The organism is Mucilaginibacter sp. 3215 (assembly GCF_050433785.1).
GTDB lineage: Bacteria > Bacteroidota > Bacteroidia > Sphingobacteriales > Sphingobacteriaceae > Mucilaginibacter.
On sequence record NZ_JBNPWO010000004.1, the window covers coordinates 312,366 to 333,267 of the forward strand.

Below are 20,902 nucleotides of genomic sequence, written 5' to 3' on the forward strand. Positions count from 1 at the left end.
AAACATCTGCTTAATGAAGCCAGCCTTAGTTGCGTTATTTTTAATATTCAATTTTTCTTCATATGCCCCAGCAATTCAGCATTAGTGGTAAAATAACCAACCAGGAAGGTAAGCCCGTCCCCTTTGCATCCGTTTTTATAAAAAATACTACTATAGGGGTATCCGCCAACAGCGAAGGAACCTACCTGCTGCGTTTAAATGGCGGCCTGCAGGAAATTCAATACAAAGCAGTTGGCTATGCCCAGCAAAGCAAAATAGTTAACCTTGCAGCTAACCAGGTTATCAACATCAGCCTGCAAACAGAAACTTACCAGCTTAAGGATGTTACTGTGTATGCAGGGGCTGAAGATCCAGCTTATGCAATTATGCGTAAGGCCATTAAAAAACGCAAAACCTATCTTAACGAAGTTAAAGCCTATACCTGCGATATCTACATCAAAGGCTTACAAAAACAAAACTTTCATGGGTTTTGATGTGCAAAAAGCTACCAGTGAAGCCGGCCTTGATTCAAACCGCCGCGGGATAGTTTACCTTTCTGAGTCGGAATCAAAATATAGCTTTATCAGGCCCGATAAGGTGCATGAGGAACAGGTGTCGTCAAAAGTGTCGGGCCGTAACAGGGCGTTCAGCTTTAACCGGGCATCGGATATGGCGGTTAATTTTTACCAGAATTATGAAACCTGGCGGGGTATGAGTAACCGCCCTCTGGTATCGCCGGTGGCTGATAACGCTATGTTTTATTATAACTATAGGTACATAGGTACTTCGGTTGAGAATGGCGAAACTATTAACAAGATCGAGGTGAGCCCTAAACGGGCACATGACCCATGTTTTGAGGGATATATTTATATTTTGGATGATAGCTGGCGCATTTACGGGTTGCAGCTTTACATAACCAAAAAGGCTAACATCAATTTTGTTGATACCCTTAAAATTAACCAGCAGTTTTTCCCTGTTAGCGAAAAGGTATGGATGACATCATCTGTTAAATTTGAATTTACAGGAGGTTTGTTTGGATTTAAATTAGGAGGTTACTTTATTTCGATCTACAAAAACTATAACCTCGACCCTGCATTAAACAAAGCCGATTTTAACGAAGTGCTCCGGATCACCAAGGGCATCAGCAAAGATTCTGCTTACTGGAACCAGGCTCGGCCTATTCCGCTTACCGGCGAAGAGGTTACCGACTACACCAACAAGGATAAGCTGGCCAAAAAACGCGAATCAAAAGAATATCTCGACTCGCTGGATAAAGCTAACAATAAATTTAAACCGGTAAACCTGCTTTTCACCGGCATCAATACCCGCAATCGATACAAAAAAGAATATTTTCATTACGATCCAATCATCGGCTCCCTGCTTTATAACACAGTAGAAGGTTTGGCTTTTGATTACGGCGCATCGTATAGCAAATTGATTGATACAGTCAATAACCGCTATTTTATGCTGAATGGCAAAGTGCGGTATGGCTTGTCCAATCACCTGTTAAATGGCTCAGGAGGTGTTGCCTTACCGGTAATGCAGCGTTTTACATTGAGTTTAAGCGGGGGTTCGGATGTAGCCGACCTGAATAACCTGGCGCCTATGTCGACCTTTGTGAATACAGTTCACAGCCTGTTGGCACAACAGAATTTTAAGAAATTGTATCAGAAGCAGTTTGCTTTGGCTTCACTTTCGGGCAGGGTGACCGGCGGTTTGCGCGGTAGCGCATCGGTTGAGTGGGCTAACCGTACATCGTTGTTAAACACGGCTTCATTCAGTGTTTTTGATCCGCACACCCATCAGTTTACGTCCAATAACCCGTTAGATCCTGATCATAACTCATTGTTGTTCCCCGAAAATCAGTCGCTCACCGTAAACCTGCAGGCCAGTTATGATTTCAGCAATAAATACGAAACCTATCCTTCGGGCAGGCGCTATCTGCCATCCAAATATCCAACCATCAGTTTAAACTACACTAAAGGTATCAGCAATGTATTAGGTTCGGATGTTAATTATGATAAAATCAGCGCGGAGATTTCAAAGGCAGATATTAGTATGGGTTTTTATGGCAGCAGCTCATTTTTTATAGGAGCTGGTAAGTTCCTGAACGCTAAAAGCGCATTCTTCCCCGATTATTTCCACTTTGCAGGCAACGAGGTGCTTTCATACAAGCCGAGGTTAAACCGCTTCCTGTTATTGGATTACTATGATTTCAGTACGCCTGATAAATATCTTGAAGGGCATTTTGAACACAACTTTTCTGGTTTCATCATCAATAAGATCCCGCTGATCCGCAAGTTTAAACTGCAGGAGATCGTCGATGTAAATTACCTGTACACTCCCACGCTTAAAAACTATACCGAACTGGGTTTTGGATTGCAATATCTTAATATCCGTTTGATGTATGGCGTATCATACAATGGGGGTACTGAGGCAAAATCGGCAATAAGGCTTGGGATAAGCTTGTAATATGCTAATTATTAATTGCACTTAATATGGTGTAGATATTAGTAATACTGTATATTTGGCTCAAACTATTGTGCCTGAACATATCATTAACTTAAACCTTTTACTAAAAAGAGCTGCATTGCTGTTTAGTGTTATACTTTTAACTTTTGTTAAAGGGTACGCACAGCAGTTTTATGCTGCTACCGACCAGGGAATTTTACAACAGGTAACCATTACGCCTAACGGGGCGGTTTCAAAAAATGTTAATGGTTGTGGGTCGGGTTATTTTTCGATTGCGCTTTGGGGTAATAAGATCTATTATACCCTGGCTTTCGGTGGATTGAGTGTAGCTGATATAACCGGAGGTAATACCCCCCAGGTAACAAATTGCCAGTATTTGGCGTCGGTGCCCCCCGTAAATTCAATGACGGTTGATAAAAACGGGATCCTGTACATGGCCAGTGGGAACTCGCTGTATAAACTTGATCCTAAAAATCCCGTGCTTGTTAATCTGGGAATTATGCCGTACGGGGCTTCGGGCGACCTTGTATTTTATAACGATAAGCTATATATGGCAAGTTATAATGGCATTGTCGAAGTCTCTCTCGATGATCTCTCTCAAAGTAAATTAGTTATACCTATTACAGACCGGGTTGTATATGGTTTAACATCGGTAGCTTCCAGGGGGGCTGTAACGGTATATGCTATTGGTGTAAACAATAACAGGTCGGAGCTTATCGAACTCGACCTGAAAAATATGTTTATAAAAGGTATTGCCGGTTCACTGCCCTATATAGTTTATGATGCCGGCAGTACTGTTGAAACAGGTGAAATACCGGTAATTAAGCTTCAAAGCATTAATGTGACCCGGGAATGCAATGTGGTGAATAAAGGGCGGGCCGAAATTATTTGCGCCCCGCACGGAAATCAATATACCTATAAGCTTAATACGGGAGAAAGTAACACAACGGGTATTTTTGATAACCTGCTTCCCGGTGATTACCGGGTTACTATTACCTCAAATGGTGGTGAGGAGCCTAAAACATATCCATTTAATATTCCTGATTTTTCACTACAAGACCCCGTTGTTACTTTTAATAAAACGGATCCGGTTTGTGATATCGCGGGATCAATTAAATTGGAAACAAATGCCGATAAAGCGTTATACCAGGTAAAATATAACAATGCGGTTTACCCCATTGACCATGTTTTTGCAGATTTAATCCCGGGTGTTTATCACTTTTCAATTATAACACCAAACGGCTGTTTGCTTTACGAAAAAGATTGTACCCTCGTACAGGAAGTATGCCCGCCAATTGTTGTAAATGATATTGTCATCAAGCCCGAATGCGACTTTTACGGCGAAGCAAATGTTACCGTGCTCACAGCAGCTCATCCGGATCATTATACATATAGCTTAAACGGTATAAGCAACACTACCGGCGTTTTTAACAGGATGCTACCGGGTACCTATCAATTAGTAATCACTTCATCTGGCGGATCCCAGGCTGAAAAACAAGTTACCGTACCCGATTTTGCCTTGACCAAACCCTACGTATCATATACCGCTAAAAACGCGATTTGTACATTAGCGGGCCAGGTAAAGTTTAACACCTATGTAGAAGGGGTATCTATCGGCGCTATCAAGCATGGCGGCCAAAGTTATACACCCGATGAAACAATAAGAGGCCTCAGCGCCGGCACCAACCACTTTGTCCTGCTGGATAAGCAAGGTTGTATCATTACGGAATTGGATATTATGATAACGCAGGATTCATGTGAGCCGGTTACGTTTTTTAATACTTTTACACCCAACGGCGATGGCGTAAACGACTTATTCAGGCCTAATCAAAGCAGCAATCCTATAGCGTATAAGCTTACGGTTTTTAACCGCCTGGGTCAGCGGCTATTTGAGTCCGAAAGTATATATGATGGTTGGAATGGCAATTATAACGGGAAACCTGTGCCTACGGGTGTTTACTACTGGTTGTGCAACTATACCATGGGCGATGGACAGGTTGAGGTTCAAAAAGGGCATGTAACCTTGTTGAGGTAGCTTAAATGTGTTTGTTTACAATAGGCGAGCTAAATGACCGGCTTAGTCTGTTTTTCCATGATCAGTGTTGCTGCAAATGGATATTATAACCGGGGGTAAAAAAATCAGCGAAATCAACGTCATCAAATTCAAACCAACAGTTTAACTTTGCCACATGATCAAGAATATCTTCGCTTGCTTAATAATCATGCTTGTAGCTTTTGGCTGCACTAAAAAAAATGTGCCGCATTACACCATATCAAGGGTTACCAAATCAGATACCGCTACCAGCCTTACTGTTAAAATAGACGGAAGGCTAAAATGGGCCGAGCTGCTGAGCATTACCTCGCAAATTAAATCCGACAGCGCTAAGCTGAGCAACCTGCAGCTTAACTTTTTACTTCCCGGTCATAATGATAAAAGTACCGGTGCTAATACCTTTTATGCTGTAGCCCGCTACCCGCAAGGTGATAAAGTTATTATGCAGGATACTACTAAAGATGCTGATGGCAATACCGTTAGATTAAACATACTGGGACTGTCGCCCGAAAAAGCAAAATACCTGCTTGGGTTAAACCCTGCCGACCTTGACGGGAAAAATATCATAGGCAGGTTTATTGACGATAATAACCATACTGTTATTGTTCCGTTTACTGATATGGCAGGAGGTAAAAAAGAAACTTATATTATTGAGCTTGATACCACAGGCACTGTGGTATCCCGTACCATTCCCCTTATGGACAACCGCGATGGCATTGAAAAGCTGCATGTAAGCCAGGCCGGCGATTATATTACCATAAAAGACAGCGTACTTACCCAATACGCCGCTCATGACATGGGTTTGCCTTATAATAGTATGAAAGCTGGTATTTAATTGCTGTTTGTAAATATGCCAAAATCACCACAGGCTTAATTTCGTTTTAAAAAATTAGGGATAAGCGGTTAAATCATTCATTTGTTTAAGATTATACCGATATATTTATAGTGTTAAAAATATTGTAAATATATGAACCGAAATTTTATCAAAATTTTTGCATTAAGCGTGGCCGCAGTTTTTAGCGCCGGCATGGCTACTGCCCAGGTGAGGTTGCCGGAAGGCTACTTCCTTAAAACATTGCCAAACGGCCTGGATGTGCTGGTGATTGAAAACAGCAAAGTGCCTTTAACTACCATTGAAATAGCTGTAAAAAATGGTGCCTATACCGAAGGACCAGAGTTTAGCGGTCTGTCGCACCTTTTTGAGCACATGTTTTTTAAAGCTAATAAAGATTATCCAACCCAGGAGAAGTTTTTAAAACGTACGCAGGAGCTTGGCGCCATCTGGAATGGTACCACCAATACCGAGCGCGTAAATTACTATTTCACTTTTGACAGGGACAGCCTTAAAGCTGGCTTAAAATTCATGAACGCGGCCATCCGTTTCCCAATTTATCGTGAGGAGGATATGAAAAAGGAACGCCCGGTGGTTGACGGTGAATTTCAGCGGGCCGAAAGCGATCCTGGTTTCCAGCTTTGGTATGGTATGCAGCAAAAGCTTTGGGGCGATCTCATCACCCGCAAAAATCCTATTGGTGTCCACGAAGTGATCAATACGGCTACGCCCGAAAAAATGATGATCATTAAGGATAAATATTATTTTCCTAACAATAGCTTGCTAACAATTTGCGGCGATGTTAAGCATGATAATGCCTTTGCTCTGGCCGAAAGCATTTTTGGCGACTGGGCCAACAGTGGTTTCGACCCGCAAACCAAATTCCCTATTCCTGCATTTAAGCCTTTAACCAAACCGGAATATTTTGTAAAGGAAGCCACCATTGCCCAAACACCTTATATGGAGTTTACCTGGCAGGGGCCTTCATATCCAACGGATTCAGCCTCAACTGTTGCTGCCGACGTGTTTTCGACCATTGTGGGGTTAAACTCATCAAAACTGCAGCAGGCATTGGTTGATAAAGGTTTGGCCAGTGGCGTTTATGTAAACTATACTACCAGCCGTTATGTAGGCCCCATTGATATTTTTGTGGTGCCTAACCCTAACAAGCTTAAAGAATGCTATACCGAGTTAATGAACCAGGTAAGCATGTGGAACAAGGACGACTATTTTACCGACGAGCAGATGGCTACCGCTAAAGCTATCCTGCACCGTAATGACATTAAAGCTAAAGAAAAGCCTTCATCATTGCCAAGCCAGATCAGCTACCAGTGGTGCAGCACTTCGTTTAATTTTTATACCGACCTGGATGCCAACTATCAAAAAGTTACCCGTGCCGATATCAAAAAATACCTGGATACTTACGTAATTGGCAAGCCATATGCGGCTGGCCTGATCATAGCGCCCGAGTTAAATAAAACAGTAAACGCGGCTTCATTTTTTGCAGCTAAGTAATTTAAAACTACCTCATCATGATGAAAAAATATATAATTGCCCTGCTGGTAGCAACGGCTATAGGGAATACAGCTAAGGCGCAAAAACAGGCCTATGAAACCACGGTAGATGGCGTAAAGGTTATTGTACAGCCAAGCGGCAACGATATTGTGGAAGTGCAAACAATCATAAAAGGCGGTGTGCAAAACTATCCGGCTACCAAAGCGGGTATTGAGTCGCTGGCAATGAGCGCCCTTACCGAATGTGGTACTTTAAAGCATGATAAAAATAGCTTTAAAGACGAACTGGATAAAGTAAGCGCTACTGTTTACGGCAGCAGCAACAAAAACTATTCGGTAGTACGGATGAATTGTATTAAAGGCGACTTTGATATTGTTTGGCCGTTGTATGTTGAGGCTATAACCCAGCCCAAATTTGATGAAAAGGAATTTGCCCGCATTAAGCAGGATGCCATCAATAACATTAAACAGGAAGATTCACAGCCCGATAATGCCATTGATAAATATGCCGATAAAGTAGCTTTTGCCGGTACCAACTACGCTAAAGACCCGAGTGGAACCGTAGCTATTGTTACAGCCTTAACCCCTGCCGAAACAAAAGCTTATTATCAGTCCATACTGACCAAATCTCGCATGGTAATTGTGGTGGTTGCTGATCTTGACCAGGCTGCTATTGAAGCTAAAGTAAAGGGTATGCTGAGCGGTATTAAACAAGGCCCGGCTTTCGCGTTTAAAAAATCGACTTTCAGAGCCGACAAAAACAGCATCAATGTTGAAAAACGTGATTTGGCTACCAATTATGTGGAAGGTATCGCCAGTGGTCCTGCCGCCGGTACACCCGATTTTAACGCTTTTAATGTAGCCATGCGCATCTTCTCGAACATGCACTTTTTGGAGGTGCGTACCAATAACGGTTTGTCATATGCCCCACAGGCCTGGTTTAGCGCGGGTCAAACCTCAACTGCCAAGTTCTCTGTTTCAACAACCGAGCCTGATAAATACATAGCTGTGTTTGATAAGCTGGTTGATAAAATTAAACGCGAAGGTTTTAAACCCGAAGATGTAGCCGATATGAAGGTTACTTACCTTACCGGTTTCTACTATAAAAACGAAACCAACAGCGCCCAGGCATCATCAATAGCAGCAAATGAAGTATTGCATGATAACTGGAAACGTTCATTAACCCTGGTTGATGATGTAAAGAAACTTACTCCCGATGATGTAAGTAACGCATTCCGTAAGTATATCAACAATATTGTATGGGTATACCAGGGCGATCCTAAAAAGGTAAACCAATTGCTGTACATTAACGGTACACTGCATAATGGAGACAATCCGGTGATGCACTAATTTAGGTAAAAGGTTAAAGGCGAAAAGTTAAAGGTAGCTGCATCTGTGCTAATCTTTTATCTTTCGCCTTTTTTTGTTTTTGACCTTTCCCCTTTCACTTTCCTCCGGCAGCACCGCTTTTTTCCTTGTCCTGCTCCAGCCTGCGCCTTTGGGCCTGGTGGGTACAGTATCGCCGAGGAGTTTGCCCCAGGGTTTGAGGGTATCAATCCTGTCGAAGATGATTTTGAGGACCGCTACAAACGGAATGGAAAGGAACATGCCCGATAAGCCCCAAAGTAAATTGCCTAACAGCACAACCACAATGGAGATAAGCGCGTTGATCTGCACTTTTGATGATACAATGCGCGGTACCAGGATATTATTATCAATAAACTGGATAACAAGGTAGGCTATGATCACCCCTAACTGCGTTGTGTAACCGTCTTTGGTAACCGTCGCCATCAGCACAGGAAGGGAGATGGCTATAATGCCCCCGAGGTAAGGCAGCAGGTTAAGAATAGCACCTATTACGCCTATCAGGATGCCATACTTAACACCCAGTAATATCAGGGCCAGCGAATTCATGGCAGCAACTATCACCATCTCAATCAATAAACCCTGGATATAGCTTTGGATGGCCGATTTGGTTTCTTTCAAAACATCGGCAACCTGTTTGGAGTTTTCTTCAGAAAATACTTCGTAAATAAAATTGAGGAGCAGGGTTTTGTAAAACAATACCAGGAAAACATATACGGGTACCACAAATATCAACCCGAACGTGCTTAACACATTACCGAGTGTGCGGCCTACCAGTGCCTGGCTGTTATCCATAGCATCTTTAATGAGCTGGTCTTGCTTTTGAACAGAGTAGTTAAAAGTGGTAGCTACCCAGTCTTTAAAGGTGATGAACATTTCACCAAACTTCTTTTTAAGCGTGGGCAGCGAATCTCCAAACTGGATGATCTGGGTAGAAAGAAAATAGAACAACCCTGCCAGTAAAACAGCGCCAAGCAGCATAGCCAAGCATATAGACAAAATTTTGGGCACTTTATGTTCCTGCAGCCAGTTGCTAACAGGGTTAAGCAAAATGGCAATAAAAGCCGAAAAGGCAAGCGGGATCATTACATCTGCCAGTTGGGCAAACACATAAACCAATAATATCAATCCAAAAAGTATAACAGTACTTTTAAGGTAAAAGGGGTATTCTTTAACAGCAGGCATAGACGCAGGATTTTACACTGAAAGGAACAAGACAAACAATTGTTTGCTTCGCCGATAATTAGCCCGGGGGATGCTGATGGGGTTGGTGTAGTGCCCGTCCGTTTTGTGAACGAAATAGCCTGTCGGGAATTGCAAAAAAGCCTGCACGGTTAATGCAGGCTTTGGACATATTATAATGACTTGTTCATCTATTAACTCTACTAACTCAACACATTTCGCCAGCTAACCAAATCGCCAATGATCTTATCCAACTGATCGGCGGGAACGCGTTCCTGGGCCATGCTGTCGCGGTGGCGGATGGTTACGGTGTTATCTTCTAATGTCTGGTGATCTACAGTAACGCAAACAGGTGTACCAATGGCATCCTGACGGCGGTAGCGCCTGCCAATAGCATCTTTCTCCTCGTACTGGATGTTGAAATCAAGCTTCAGTTTATCCATGATCTCGCGGGCTTTCTCCGGCAGACCATCCTTTTTGGTAAGCGGGAAAATAGCGGCTTTAACCGGAGCAAGACAAGGGTGCAGGCGTAATACGGTGCGGCTGTCCTGTTTATCTTCGGTACTCAGATCTTCCTCCTCGTAAGCGTTGATCATAGTAAGCAGGAACATCCTGTCTAAACCTATCGATGTTTCAATTACGTAAGGTACATAGTTGCCAAAAGGCTTACCTGTTTCAGGATCAACCTCTGGGTCAAAGTATTGAAGTTTTTTGCCCGAAAATTTTTCGTGCTGACTTAAGTCAAAATTGGTACGGCTGTGGATCCCTTCAACCTCTTTAAATCCAAACGGAAACTCAAACTCAATATCATAAGCAGCATCGGCGTAGTGGGCAAGCTTGGTGTGCTCATGGTAACGGTATTTGACAGCATCGGTACCTAAAGCAAGGTGCCATTTTAAACGCGCTGCCTTCCACTGATCAAACCACTCTTTTTGTGTGCCGGGGCGAACAAAAAATTGCATCTCCATTTGTTCAAACTCGCGCATGCGGATAATGAACTGTCTGGCAATCACCTCGTTACGGAAAGCTTTGCCAATTTGCGCAATACCGAAAGGGATTTTCATCCTGCCCGATTTTTGTACGTTAAGGTAATTTACAAAGATCCCCTGCGCGGTTTCCGGGCGAAGGTAAATGGTATCAGCATCGTCAGCCACAGCTCCCATCTGGGTGCTGAACATCAGATTAAACTGGCGTACTTCTGTCCAGTTGCGGGTACCGCTTACCGGGCAGGCAATTTCATGCTCAATGATCAGATCGCGCAGGCGGGTCAGGTCTTCGGCTTTCAGGGCCTCGTCCATATCATGCTGTAGTTGTTCAGCTTTATCGGTTTTGCCTTCGCTGTCGTATTTAGCTATCTTGTCTTCCAGCAATTGGTCGGCGCGGTAGCGTTTTTTGGAATCTTTGTTGTCGATCATCGGGTCGCTGAAGCCATCAACGTGACCGCTTGCTTTCCAGATCTTAGGGTGCATAAATATGGCCGAATCAATGCCCACAATGTTATCGTTCATCTGCACCATGGCTTTCCACCAGTAGGTTTTGATGTTGTTTTTAAGTTCGGCGCCGTTTTGGCCGTAATCATAAACTGCGCTTAAGCCATCATAGATCTCGCTGGAAGGGAACACAAAGCCATATTCTTTGGCATGCGATATAACATTTTTAAAAAGTTCGTCGGTTGATTTGCTCATAATAGCTGCAAAGATAATTTTTGATTTCGGATTTGGGAATTTCGATTTCGGATTTACTTTGAGACAAGACGTTATCTAAAAACGTCGTTTTCTTAAAATTCGGTTCTTATAAAGCTTATTTCGTAGTACTTCTTTCCTGGACTTGTGTCGACAAAGCATTCATAACTATACAGCCAGTCCAGTAAACCGGATTGCATTTGTTATTTATCATCAGTGACGCCTTGAGATGTTTTAATTTTTGAAAAACCTTACCTCCATATATCCCTCATATTCAGTCAGCCATTTCTCATAATTTGTAAACCATCCACAATTATTTCAAATAGTTATAAACTATTGGGTGTTTTGCATTATTATTGTACTAAGCCTACGATACCGATCACAAATGGAACAAATCGTTAACATCCTTTCTGCAAAGTACGTTACCCACAATGTGAGGCAATTCAGGCTTGAAAAACCTGCCGGTTACAGCTTTATACCAGGGCAGGCTACCGAATTATCAATCAATAAGGAAGGTTGGCGTAATGAAACACGTCCTTTTACGTTCACTTGCCTTAACGGTGATGAATACCTTGAGTTTACTATAAAAACCTATACCGATCATGATGGCGTTACCAACCAGCTAAGCAAGGTTAACGAGGGCGATGAACTTATCATTCGTGATGTTTGGGGAGCTATTGAATATAAAGGCCCTGGCTATTTTATTGCAGGAGGTGCAGGAATTACGCCATTTTTAGCCATACTGAGGCAATTAAATAAAGACGGCGCAATAGGCGATAATAAGCTTATATTTTCAAACAAGACTGATAAAGATATTATTTTGAGTGATGAACTGAAAAGCATGCTTGGTGCAAACGCGCATTTCATCATTACCGGTCAAAAAGATAGTATGTATGATCAGCGGCGCATTGATGCTGATTTTCTGAAAGCCGAAATAAAGGATTTCTCAAAGCATTTTTATATATGTGGCCCTGATGCTATGGTTGCTGAGCTCAGCGGTGTATTAGGGCAACTCGGAGCCGATAGTGATTCGGTGGTATTTGAAAGGTAGTTTATGCGGAGACGCATCACGTGGGGTCTTCTATGCTTTGTCTTGCATGTTATCCCTGCATATTACAGACACATGTGGTGCGCCTCTGCAAAACACCTTTTTATTAAACAGTATTTATAAAGCTGTGCGGCTGTCCGTCCGTCACGGGGAATCACTCTCTGACGAACAAAAGTAGACAGGCTTTAATACCTACGTATTGTAATACGTTTTTTACAAATGATATGTTGCCCTGTGGCTGAAAAAGATTTGCAGAAAGACGTTCATATGAACTTTTGGGCCTTGGGGGTACATAACACTATCACAACTTTTATCCAGTAAACTACCATCCGGAATGGTTTGCAGCTAACCAGCTCCTCCATACGGACGGACGTGATCCTGATATATCTGTAATAGATAGATTTTGATTTACATTAAAGTGGATACTCATCGAAATATTTAACCGGAAAGTGATTTATAATATCGGTTAAAAAGCTTAATTTTCGCCAGCTTTTACTTTATAACTTATCCGATCAGAACAATAATGTACCGGTTGTTTTATGTTTTACGAATTACAGCGCTGCTGCTTGTTTTGGTAAGTTTTTATGTTCCAAATTTATTTGCCCAGGCACCGGTAATAAAATATACAACACCACATAAATATAAGATTAATGATCCTATACCATCTTTAGCGCCAACTAATACGGGCGGGGAGGTACCGGCAACTATTTACGGGCAGGTAAGTAGGATAGCAGGCGGTGGCGGCGGTAGTGGTGTACCCGGATTTTTTTATACTGTAACTGGTGTTTCTGCTGATCCGGCAGGAAACGTATTTATTGCGGATTGGGATAATAATATAATATACAAATTAACTCCGGCAGGAAATTTATCAAAGTTTGTAGGGAATGGGAACGGAGGTTGGGATGACGGGCAGGGTGCGGCCGCAACCGTTTATGAACCTGATGCACTGCTTTCGGACGCTGCCGGCAATATATACTTCAGTGATCAGGCAAGCCACCTGATAAGGAAAATAACACCAGGAGGCTTAGTAACAACTATTGCGGGAGTACCACATATGCCGGGTTTTGTTAATGGTGCAGGCACGGTAGCCAGATTTGCCAGCCCGAGAGGTTTAACAATAGATAATGACGGAAATATCTACGTTGCTGATGAGGCTAACAACCGGATCAGGAAAATAACACCAACCGGCGAGGTTTCCACTTATGCTGGCAGTGGTACAAGGGGTTTTCAAAACGGTCAGGCGGGTTCGGCATCATTTAACACACCCACTGCTGTTGCATTGGATAATGCAGGTAATTTATATGTTTCGGATTCTGGAAACAGCGCTATCAGAAAAATAACCCCTGCAGGCGTAGTTTCCACATTTGCTACAGGTTTCAATTTTCCGCGTGAGCTTAGGGTAGACGGTACTGGTAATATTTATATTAATGAGCATAATGGCAATACTGTCAAAAGAATAAGTTCAAATGGGGCAGTCACAATTATAGCAGGAGGCGGCAAAAAAGACGCCAATGGTGTATCGGCGATACTTAGTGGGCCGCTTGGATTGGCAATGGATGGAAAAGGTAATTTATTTGTCGGTGAAGACGGTTTTGATGACGTCAGAAAGATAGTAATAACCGGTTATACTATTGATAAACCTTTACCGGCAGGTATGGTATTTGATCCTAAAACAGGTATCATTTCGGGCGCGCCAACTGTTTTATCGCCACCAACGGTTTATACTGTGACAGCCTATAATGCCACCGGTAGTAACAGCGCAACTTTTAGTATAGAGGTGGCAGATATTACGCTGTCGCCTTCAGTTATTACTTTTCCAATTCCTGACGTAGTTAATATGAGTATTGACAATATCCTGCATCCCGGCGCTACCAGTACCAATACCCACGCCGAAACGCCAATTACCTATACAAGCAGCAATGCCAATGTAGCTGTTGTAAGTGCCGATGGGCAAATTCATGCAATAGCTCCTGGGCAAACCGTTATTACAGCTTATCAAGCAGCAAATGACGAGTATTTGGCGGCTGTACCCGTACCAAGAACGTTCACCATTACTCAAGACCAGGTAATCACTTTTCCTGCCATTGCTGCCGAAACTACCTGTGATCCTGATTTTTCGGTTGGGGCAACAAGTTCAAATTCAACCATTCCGCTTACTTATGTAAGTAGCAATCCAGCCATTGCTACGGTTTCGGCAACGGGAGCTATTCATATCATAGCGGCCGGTTCAACCACCATCATTGCGTCGCAAAGCGGTAATGATTTGTATAACGCGGCTACCCCTAAATCGCAAATATTAGCTGTTACTGCCCCGGTTGTGCCATCGGTGAATATATCGCCTACTTTCTACCCCGGTTGTGATGGCATGGAGGTTACTTATACTGCTAATGCTATGAACGAGGGTATCCATCCAAGTTATCAATGGCAGGTAAATGGTCAAAATAGTGGTAATCATTCAGATACATATACCAGTAGCTCATTGCACGCAGGGGATATTATAACCTGCGTAGTTACCAATAACGATGGTTGTGAACCCGTTTCCTCTCCTGTATCTAATCAGGCTTCTTTAAGTGCGGATCCAAATGTTACACTTTCGGTAACCATCACGTCATCGTTTAGTGGAACCATAACTGCAGGCACTGCGGTTACTTTCAAAGCGCAACCGTCTAATGTGCAGGATAATCCTGTTTATCAATGGTATGTTAATGGGCAAACCGTTGGCAGCAACAGCGCCACATTTACCAGCAATACTTTAGCAGATGGTGATGTGGTTAGTTGTACTATGGCTTCGGGAGGGACATGCATAATTAACCCTGTCGTAAATTCAAATGTTATTACGGTTGCTGTAACAGTTCCTGAAAAAATTATAGTACCTAATACATTTACACCCAATGCCGATGGATATAATGATACCTGGTTTATCCCCGGGTTATTGTCGTACACTAATTGCACGGTGAATATTTATAACCGGTATGGCGCCATAATGTACCGCTCGGTAGGTTATCAACAGCCCTGGGATGGTACCAGTAATGGCAAAACGGTACCCGCCGGAGCCTACTACTATGTAATTGATACTAAGAGCAGCAGCGGAAAACTGAATGGGGAAGTAACGGTGTTGCGATAGTTAGCAACCATGAACAGGAAATGGTGTCTTTATCCATAGAGCGAGGTGGGCATACCGGGACGGACGGACACCCCAGAACTAACTCTCCGCTTTGCATGAATCTCAAATCTCCCGTCTCAAATCTCATATCTAAAGCATATTTTTACAGCCATGAGTATCAGTGTCGAGGCATTAACAAAGGTTTACGGCGTACAAAAAGCTGTTGATGGCATTAGCTTTACTGCCCAGCCCGGTGTACTGGGCTTTTTAGGCCCTAATGGCGCAGGTAAATCAACAACCATGAAAATCCTTACCGGCTTTATTCCGCAAACATCGGGTACGGCATCGGTATGTGGGTTTGATGTAGCCAAACAGCCGCTTGAGGTTAAGCGCCGCATCGGCTACCTGCCCGAAAGCAACCCGCTGTATACGGATATGTATGTGAAGGAGTCGTTGGGCTTTGTTGCCGGCATCCATAAAATTCATGAGCCTGCCAAACGTATTGCCGATATTATTGAACAAACAGGCCTCGGCCCCGAGCAGCATAAAAAGATAGGGCAGCTATCCAAAGGCTATCGTCAAAGGGTAGGGCTGGCACAGGCCATGCTGCATGACCCGGAAGTACTGATACTGGATGAGCCAACTTCCGGCCTCGACCCAAACCAGTTAATAGGTATCCGCCAGTTGATCCTCGACCTTGGCAAAACAAAAACCATTGTACTGTCAACCCATATTATGCAGGAGGTTGAAGCAGTTTGCAGCCAGGTCATCATTATTAATAAAGGCACCATTGTGGCCAACGATTCCCTTCAGCAGCTCAGGAAAAACAATGGTGATAAATCACTTGAGGAGGTGTTTATCAGCCTTACCAATAATTAAAAATCATCGCTCCGTATCCGCAAGGATGTAGTGGAGTAATTATTATCGATAACTATTACCCATTTAATATTTTTTTAACATTTTTTGTAACGAAGTGCTGGTTTGTAACATCTATATAGGCGAACCGGCAAAGCGGAGGTACCCCGTCATGCCAAACTTTATTACATTATTGTTATGAAAAAACTATTATTATCCTTAGCCTTTTTAGGCTTTACCGCTATCGCGGCCCATGCCCAATCAGCAAATTCAGACGGCGGAAAATTCAGTATTGGTGTTGAAGCCGGCTTGCCGGTTGGTGACGCCCACAAAGTTTCAAACTTCGCTATCGGCGGTTCATTGAAGTATGATCATCCAATCGCCGATCAGTTATTTTTAACAGGTTCGGCAGGTTATACACGTTTCCTGTATAAAAAAGAGATCAAAGATTTTTTTGGTAAATCGGGAGCGGGTTTTATCCCGGTTAAAGCAGGTGTTAAATATTACTTTGACGATGCCTTTTTTGCCGAAGGCCAGTTGGGTGCGGTATTCGGTACTGAAAGTGGCGCCGGCACCGCGTTTGCTTACTCACCTGGTGTAGGCTATAGCTTTGCAGGCGGATTAGAAGCCGGTGTACGTTACGAGGCTTGGTCAAAAAACGGTACTACGAGTCAGGTTGCATTGCGCGTAGCATTTAGATTTTAATTAAACAACATCAACCTTTAAAATAAAGGTCCGGGAAACGTTTCCGGGCCTTTTATATTTTCTTCATAATTATTAGTCGGGTAATATTGTATTTTCGGCCCGTTATGAAAAAACTGTTATTGCTGCTCCTCATCCTCCCTGCTTTTAAAACCTATGCCCAGGATGTACCGAAACCTTCTACCGCTTTTAGTGCCGGGGTTGAATTAGGTATTCCATCGCGTAGTTTATACAATGTAGGTGTTGGTGCATCGCTTAAGTTAGAGCAGCCGGTGGCAAGCCCGGTAAGCTTTACGTTCACCGCGGGATTCAGCAGTTTTTTTCGTAAGGATTCTCCGTTTAACAATGGGCATTCGGGTGGTGACATTTTTGTACCCTTAAAAGCCGGGGTAAGGTATAACGTTGGCTCTGGTATATTTCTGGAAGCAGAAGCAGGCAGTGCTATCGAGCTTAATTATGACAAGCGTAAGCTGTTTGCCTTTTCCCTTGGCCCGGCCATTATGATCCCCACAGGTACAGATGCCCGTAACTTCGAGTTGGGGTTAAGGTATGAAAGCTGGTCGGCCCATACCCTTCAGCAAACAGCCATCAGGTTTGCGTATAGGTTTGGCAGGTAAATATTTTATTTTAGCCGATATATTGCAGAAGGGCGTATTTTCGTTAAATAGCACCTGCAATCTTATATAACATGACTCATAAACCTATCCGCATCATCTTAATTTTATCATTCATTGTATTTTCATTTGCAGCCAAAGCGCAGCGTGGCGAACAAACATCGTTAAGCGCAGGGTCTGGAATAATAGCTCCGCTTAACATGAATTACCGCAATGATAACGGTACCGACTTTAATGTAGATGCCGGCTTTAGCGTTAACCTGAAGCTGGAAAAGCCGATCACCGAAACCCTGCATTTTACAGTCGGCACCGGCTTTGTTTTTACCGCATCAACCCCGCAGTATTTATTTTCAAGCAACTCGTCAAACGTTTTCTACGATAACCACTATCATGATCTGTATGCTTACCTGCCGCTAACCGCAGGCTTGAAATATTACTTTACAAAATACTTTTATGTAAATGCCGAAACAGGCAGCGCTTTCAGCATCAATAGTAGAGCACGTACCTCATTTATTTACGCAGGAGGGGCAGGAGCTGTTGTGCCTATTGGCCCTCATCACGGGCTCGATTTTGGTTTGCAATTTGAAAGGGGGTACAAGAATACCGATTATGATCATGCTATTAATCAGCTGGTATTAAATGTGGCTTATAAGTACAGGTTTTAAGATTTTGTAGTTGTCCGGCTTTTGGCCGCAGATAGTTGGTTCCTGGAAACAGATGGACAGACGGTTTAGTAGCAGATATTTAGTGGCGGTTGCAGTGGTGTTGCTCTATAAAAGCCTGAGATTACTTCCCCGCAAGTTCAAGCGGCCCTCGCTTGAACTACGCTTTAAAAGGAGCGTCCACGGTTTCCGGTTTAACGTGGGTGTGGACGCTTGCCTTATTTAAGGTTCAAGCGGAGGACGCTTAAACCCGCAGGAGAAATAAATCCGAAATCGAAATTCCCAAATCCGATATCCGAGCACACTTTGCTTTGGCGCATTATTGTTGTAATTTCGGCGCTTAATACAATATAATATAACGTGCTGAGCATCCTTAAAAAAGAAATAGTATCCTACCTCAGTTCGCTGGTGGCCTATGTTACCATCGGTGTATTTTTACTGGTGCTTGGCCTGTTTTTGTGGGTATTCCCTGATTCAAGTATACTGGAGTACGGGTATGCCGGGCTCGAAAGCTTGTTCAGCACTGCGCCTTACCTGTTCATGTTCCTGATCCCGGCTATTACTATGCGTTCTCTTGCCGAAGAACGTAAGGAAGGCACTTTTGAACTGCTGTTTACCCGCCCTTTAAAAGATTGGGAAATAGTGCTGGGCAAATACTTGGCTTGTTTATTAATAGTACTTTTTGCTTTACTACCTACGCTGGTTTATTACTATTCGGTAAGGGCATTAGGGATGCCGCAGGGCAATATTGACACTGGGGCAGTGATAGGCTCATACATCGGTTTGTTTTTATTAGGTGCTGTATTTGTGGGGATAGGTTTGTTTACCTCATCTATCACGAAAAACCAGATCATCGCCTTTACGATATCCGTTTTTCTGTGTTTCTTTTTTTACAGCGGCTTTGATTCAATCAGTCAGTTGCTCTCATTGCAGGATCTGGGCTTGCAGAATTTAGGTATCACCCAGCACTATGATTCGGTAAGCCGTGGTGTGCTGGATACCCGGGATCTGGTTTATTTCATCATCACCACCGGTATTTTTATATGGCTTACCTTGTTTGTGCTGGCAAAGCAACGACAAAAAGGTTTAGGTGGTACCGGGATGATCATTGTGTTAGGCGTTTTGTTTTTTCTGGGGATACTATCTTCATTTACTTTTACCCGTTTTGATTTTACTGCCGAAAAACGCTATACCATATCGCCCATCAGCAGGCAAATTATGGATAAGCTGCCAAAGCGGGTAAAGGTGGTAGTTTATTTACAGGGTGATAATCTGCCCGGAGGCTTTAAACGCATGCAAAGCGCTACCCGGGATATGCTGAGCGACCTGCAGGCTTATAGCCATGGTAAGATCCAGTTTGAGTTTCGTGACCCATTGAAGGGTTTAAACAACGATCAGCAAAACGAGGTGATCCAAAACATGGCTGCCGAAGGTGTTGAACCAACCAACCTGAGCGTTAAAACAGATAACGGTGTAACGCAAAAGCTCATCTTTCCGTCGGCGCTGGTATCGGCAGATGGGAAGGATATTCCCGTAAAGTTATTGCTAAGCAGGATAGGCCTCTCGCCCGATGAAGTGCTGAACAACTCTATCCAAAACCTGGAATATGCCTTTTCATCGGCCATAAAAAAAGCGGTTAACGGGGGCAGGCCGCAAATCGGCTTTACCGAAGGCCATCATGAACTAACCGATCTGCAGCTGAACGATGCCATGAAAACCCTTGCCGATGGTTTCCAGGTAGGCCGGGTTGATTTGAATGCCATTTCCTTTGCCGATCTGCAAAAGATCAAATTGCTGGTGATAGCCAAGCCCGATCAGAAATTCAGCGAGGTAGAGAAATTCAAGCTTGATCAATACATTATGCACGGAGGCCGGGTATTGTGGACTATTGACCAGGTTAGCGCCGAACTGGATAGCCTTCGCGGGCATGGTGGCGAGCAGCTGGCATTCCCCAAACAGCTTAACCTCGATGATCAGCTTTTCCGTTATGGGATCCGTATCAATTATGATCTGATTGCTGATATGAACTGCTCGCAAATTCCCATCAGTACTGGCAATGTTGGCGGGCAGGCGCAGATCCAGATGCTGCCATGGCTGTATTACCCGGTATTTATCCCGCTAAGCAAACACCCGGTGGTGAAAAATTTGGATGGTATCAGCAGCGAGTTTGCAAGTACTATCGATATCCTCAATACCAAAAACGTAAACAAAACGGTGCTGCTAACCTCATCGCCTTATAATAAAAAGCTAACCGCCCCGCACATATTATCATTGCAGGCTTTGGAGCAGGAACCAAATCCTAAAGAGTTTCAAAGCACACCCAAAATAACCGGCCTGTTATTGGAAGGTAGTTTTGTAAGCGACTGGCAAAATCGCCCGCTCCCCGAAGGCCTTAAAGAACAGGTTGCCATACAGCAGCAAAGCGTACCCACCAAAATGATAGTGATAAGCGATGGTGATGTTTTAAAGAACCAGGTAGGAAGCGATGGCTCGCCTTACCCTTTAGGTTACGATCATTATACGCACCAAACTTACGGCAATAAAAACCTGCTCCTTAACATAGCCGATTACATGACTGACGATTCGGGACTGATAGCCCTGCGTACCAAGGAAATTAAGATCCGCTTGCTGGATAGGGCGAAAATAAGGGGAGAGAGGGTACTTTTCCAGTATGATAAATTCAATATTAGAATTGCTATAAACGAAAAACTGTACTGGCAGCTGGTTAATACCCTTGCACCGCTGGTTTTAGTGTTAATATGTGCTATTTTTCAACATTATTTACGCAGACAAAAGTATGCCCGTTAAATTTTCTATTTTTGATAGATTAATTACAACC

15 protein-coding genes are annotated in these 20,902 nt (G+C 43.3%); 13 read left to right on the forward strand and 2 right to left on the reverse strand.

All coding sequences use genetic code 11. The features are described from left to right. Positions 1-62 precede the first annotated feature (62 nt). The 6 genes from ABIC84_RS10015 to ABIC84_RS10040 all read left to right on the forward strand — a co-directional run bounded on the left by ABIC84_RS10015 (position 63) and on the right by ABIC84_RS10040 (position 8,200). Positions 63-473: a carboxypeptidase-like regulatory domain-containing protein gene (locus ABIC84_RS10015; protein ID WP_429263492.1), complete on the forward strand. Its 411-nt coding sequence runs from the start codon at positions 63-65 to the stop codon at positions 471-473. Further along, positions 463-2,451 (forward strand): DUF5686 family protein, encoded by a 1,989-nt coding sequence (locus tag ABIC84_RS10020; protein ID WP_429263493.1) that lies wholly within the window; start codon positions 463-465, stop codon positions 2,449-2,451. The genes ABIC84_RS10015 and ABIC84_RS10020 overlap by 11 nt, the downstream gene beginning before the upstream one ends. A gap of 55 nt (positions 2,452-2,506) precedes the next feature. Then, positions 2,507-4,486 carry a gliding motility-associated C-terminal domain-containing protein gene (locus ABIC84_RS10025; RefSeq protein ID WP_429263494.1) on the forward strand — a complete coding sequence of 660 codons (1,980 nt, stop codon included), beginning with the start codon at positions 2,507-2,509 and terminating at the stop codon, positions 4,484-4,486. Between the two features lie 187 nt (positions 4,487-4,673). After that, the gene (locus tag ABIC84_RS10030) at positions 4,674-5,339 is read left to right on the forward strand and encodes a hypothetical protein (RefSeq protein ID WP_429263495.1); all 666 of its coding nucleotides are present in this window, start codon (positions 4,674-4,676) and stop codon (positions 5,337-5,339) included. 132 nt (positions 5,340-5,471) lie between these two features. Then, positions 5,472-6,851: a M16 family metallopeptidase gene (locus ABIC84_RS10035; RefSeq protein WP_426584642.1), complete on the forward strand. Its 1,380-nt coding sequence runs from the start codon at positions 5,472-5,474 to the stop codon at positions 6,849-6,851. A gap of 17 nt (positions 6,852-6,868) precedes the next feature. Next, the gene (locus ABIC84_RS10040; RefSeq protein ID WP_426584644.1) at positions 6,869-8,200 is read left to right on the forward strand and encodes a M16 family metallopeptidase; all 1,332 of its coding nucleotides are present in this window, start codon (positions 6,869-6,871) and stop codon (positions 8,198-8,200) included. A 48-nt stretch (positions 8,201-8,248) separates the two neighbouring features. Here the strand turns inward: ABIC84_RS10040 and ABIC84_RS10045 are convergent, their stop codons facing one another. Together ABIC84_RS10045 and ABIC84_RS10050 are read right to left on the reverse strand one after the other, a co-directional pair. Further along, entirely contained in the window at positions 8,249-9,400 is a 1,152-nt protein-coding gene (locus tag ABIC84_RS10045) for an AI-2E family transporter (RefSeq protein ID WP_429263496.1), read from the reverse strand. A gap of 200 nt (positions 9,401-9,600) precedes the next feature. Further along, a complete protein-coding gene (locus ABIC84_RS10050; RefSeq protein ID WP_426584648.1) occupies positions 9,601-11,082 on the reverse strand; it encodes a glycine--tRNA ligase in 1,482 nt (493 codons plus the stop codon). A 382-nt stretch (positions 11,083-11,464) separates the two neighbouring features. Here ABIC84_RS10050 and ABIC84_RS10055 point away from each other — a divergent pair, with 382 nt between their 5' ends. The 7 genes from ABIC84_RS10055 (at position 11,465) to gldG (ending at position 20,871) form a co-directional block, all read left to right on the forward strand. Next, complete coding sequence (locus tag ABIC84_RS10055; RefSeq protein WP_426584650.1) at positions 11,465-12,130, forward strand: FAD-binding oxidoreductase; 666 nt, start codon at positions 11,465-11,467, stop codon at positions 12,128-12,130. Positions 12,131-12,650: 520 nt separating this feature from the next. Beyond that, positions 12,651-15,251 carry a gliding motility-associated C-terminal domain-containing protein gene (locus ABIC84_RS10060; RefSeq protein ID WP_426584652.1) on the forward strand — a complete coding sequence of 867 codons (2,601 nt, stop codon included), beginning with the start codon at positions 12,651-12,653 and terminating at the stop codon, positions 15,249-15,251. Between the two features lie 150 nt (positions 15,252-15,401). After that, positions 15,402-16,109, forward strand: a complete 708-nt coding sequence (locus tag ABIC84_RS10065) for an ATP-binding cassette domain-containing protein (RefSeq protein WP_426584654.1) — start codon at positions 15,402-15,404, stop codon at positions 16,107-16,109. A 174-nt stretch (positions 16,110-16,283) separates the two neighbouring features. After that, the gene (locus ABIC84_RS10070; protein WP_176625040.1) at positions 16,284-16,790 is read left to right on the forward strand and encodes an outer membrane beta-barrel protein; all 507 of its coding nucleotides are present in this window, start codon (positions 16,284-16,286) and stop codon (positions 16,788-16,790) included. Between the two features lie 104 nt (positions 16,791-16,894). Next, positions 16,895-17,404, forward strand: a complete 510-nt coding sequence (locus tag ABIC84_RS10075; RefSeq protein WP_426584657.1) for a hypothetical protein — start codon at positions 16,895-16,897, stop codon at positions 17,402-17,404. Between the two features lie 71 nt (positions 17,405-17,475). Then, the gene (locus ABIC84_RS10080) at positions 17,476-18,066 is read left to right on the forward strand and encodes a hypothetical protein (protein WP_426584659.1); all 591 of its coding nucleotides are present in this window, start codon (positions 17,476-17,478) and stop codon (positions 18,064-18,066) included. A gap of 357 nt (positions 18,067-18,423) precedes the next feature. Further along, positions 18,424-20,871, forward strand: coding sequence for a gliding motility-associated ABC transporter substrate-binding protein GldG (gldG, locus tag ABIC84_RS10085; protein WP_429263497.1), 2,448 nt, complete (start codon positions 18,424-18,426; stop codon positions 20,869-20,871). The last annotated feature ends 31 nt before the right edge of the window (positions 20,872-20,902 follow it).